Here is a 2336-nt window from a genome sequence, read left to right on the forward strand (position 1 = left end):
GGGTAGTCCTGCGCCAGCACGCTCTCCATGGTCGCACGCAGGTACTTGCCTTGGTTGTGCGCCGGCGTGACGATGCTGACCCATGGGAGCGCGGCGGCTGTATTCATCGCACCCCTTCCTTGCGCTGCCGATGGCAAATCCAGAACAGCGCCGCTGCGTCGCCAGCCATGCGCAACGTCCAGGCCCAGGCAGCGCCGACCAGCCCGAATCGCGGACACAGCAACAGCAGCATCATGACGAAGGCGCTTAGCGCCGCCAGTTGCACCAGGGTCGGCGCACGGAATGCGCCCGCGGCATGCAACCACGTCAGCGGAACATAGGCCAGCCCGTTAACCAGCACGCCGACGCACAAGATTTGCAGAACGGGCACGCTTTCAGCTGCGAAGGCCTTGCCGAGCCACGCAGAAAGCAGCGGATGCGCGCCCCATGCGAGCCCTGCCGTTACCGGCAGCAACGCCAGCAGCAACGCAGCCAAACTGTGGTCGTACAGGCGCCAGTCAGGCTCGTCACCAGGTGCACGCGCCGCAAAACGCGGCAAGAGTGCCGCCGAAACAGCGCCCGGAAGAATCGCCAGCTTGGTCACCAACTCCTGCGGCGTCACRTAGTGGCTCACCGCGGCAGCGGACAGCAACGTCGCCACCATGAAGCGATCCACATACGCCGTGATCGGATTGATCACCGCGCCCAGCGTGAGCCACCCGCCCGCAGCCATCAGCGGCCGCAACTGGCCCGCGTCCCATCGAAGCTGCCCGCGCAAAGCCGGCAATGCCCACCATGCGCCTATGAAGTGAGCGAGGCAGCCCAGCACACGACCCAGCACCAAAACCTGCGTGATCAGGACCAGATCAGCGGACCAAAACGTCGCCGCCCACCAAGGGCCCAGGAAGGTCCATACGCCCAGCGGCAGCCGGATCAGGTTCAGGACGCCAAAGGCTTGACCTGCCTCCAGCAACCCGCKCAGCCCTGCGGTCAGCAGGAAGCATGGCAAGGCCCAGGCCAGCCAGCGCAACGCACCGATCGCCTCGACGGGATCGGGCACGCCGGCGATCAAGCCGACCATCGTTGGCGCGAGCGCGTGCAGAAACGCCCCTGCCATCAAGCCCATCAGCGCGAGCAACACCAAAGCCGTTGTGGCTTGGGCGCCCGCTTCGGTGAACCGGTCCTCGGCATGCAGCCGCGCCACGCGCTGCGTCAGCACGCGAGACAGCCCGAGATCGAAGAGCCCGAAATAGTTCGCCACAGCCCAGATCAATGCCAACAGGCCAAAGCGTTGCGCGCCAAGGGCACCGAGCAAGCCCGGGATCAGCGCCAGTGCGACCAACATCGGCGCGCCCAGACCCAGCAGGTTGAGCAAGGACGCACGGGCGAGCTTCATCAGCGAAGGCGGTAACAGGCCAGGACAACGTTTTGAGGCCGCGCAGTGTAGTCGTCACGTCGCGGGAGCCCGCCTACGTGCACCTGGTGTACCTGACACGCCGTGTGCTGCGCCTCGTTGGCGCTTCACAATGGACCGGACGTCGCCTGGGCGATAATTTCAGATTCGGAATGTTGTTTGTCGGGCCGTCGAGATATGCAGTCCGGTGGCGACTTCACAAGTACGCGCGCTCGACGCAAAACAGACCATGCATCCCACCCGTTTCCTCGTCCTCGTCCTGCTGCTGCTCGGCGCCACGCTGGCGCCGGCCCAGGCCTATATCGACGGCGGCTCGGCCCATCTGCTGGTGCAGGGCCTCATCGCCGCCGCCGTGGGCCTGGTCTATTACCTGCGCAATCCCAAGGAAATCTGGAAGGCCATCAAGCGGCGCTGGAAACGAGATTCGCAGTGACGCTGCGCAGTTTTCGTGACCCGGCTGGCTGGCTGGAGGATGACGGCGAGCGCATCGTGCGCCACATTGCAGCTGGTGCACAGCCAGAACTGGAAGCCCTGCTTGCGAGCCCCCTCTACGCTCGGCTGACCGAGACAGGTCTGCTTATTCCTGGCCGCCAGCTCGATGCCAGCCGGCTTGAGCACGCCCGGGTCGAGCTGCCCACTTATCCGTTCGAATGGACGCCGGCCATGCTGGCCGACGCAGCCCGGCTCACGCTGCGCGTGCAGAGCATGGCCTGGGCCCAAGGATGGACCTTGAAGGACGCCTCCGCCCACAACATACTCTTTGACCGTTCGACGCCGAGGCTGTGCGATCTGCTGTCGCTGCAGCCCCGTCGCGCCGATGACCCGCCCGGATGGGCGGCCTACGGCCAGTTCGTGCGCCATTTCGTGCTGCCGCTCCTCGCTATTCGCGAGCAGGGCCGACACCCCCGCGATATCTTCCTGGCCCGGCGAGACGGCCTACGTG

General features: G+C 65.6%; 2 protein-coding genes and 1 pseudogene. 2 read left to right on the top strand and 1 reads right to left on the bottom strand.

The window, feature by feature from the left end:
- Positions 1-103: 103 nt before the first annotated feature.
- Positions 104-1375 carry a flippase gene (locus tag AC1DU6_RS27830; RefSeq protein WP_477861082.1) on the bottom strand — a complete coding sequence of 424 codons (1272 nt, stop codon included), beginning with the start codon at positions 1373-1375 and terminating at the stop codon, positions 104-106.
- Between the two features lie 247 nt (positions 1376-1622).
- Here AC1DU6_RS27830 and AC1DU6_RS27835 point away from each other — a divergent pair, with 247 nt between their 5' ends.
- Entirely contained in the window at positions 1623-1826 is a 204-nt protein-coding gene (locus tag AC1DU6_RS27835; RefSeq protein ID WP_457325085.1) for a hypothetical protein, read from the top strand.
- Positions 1823-2336: pseudogene (locus AC1DU6_RS27840) on the top strand (hypothetical protein); the annotation flags it as partial. The gene AC1DU6_RS27835 and the pseudogene AC1DU6_RS27840, both read left to right, overlap by 4 nt.

Source organism: Roseateles sp. P5_B10 (genome assembly GCF_056400485.1).

What these genes read in the sequence shown, in the direction of transcription:
- AC1DU6_RS27835 (WP_457325085.1), top strand. Translation starts at nt 1,623, where the DNA reads ATGCATCCCACCCGTTTCCTCGTCCTCGTCCTGCTGCTGCTCGGCGCC.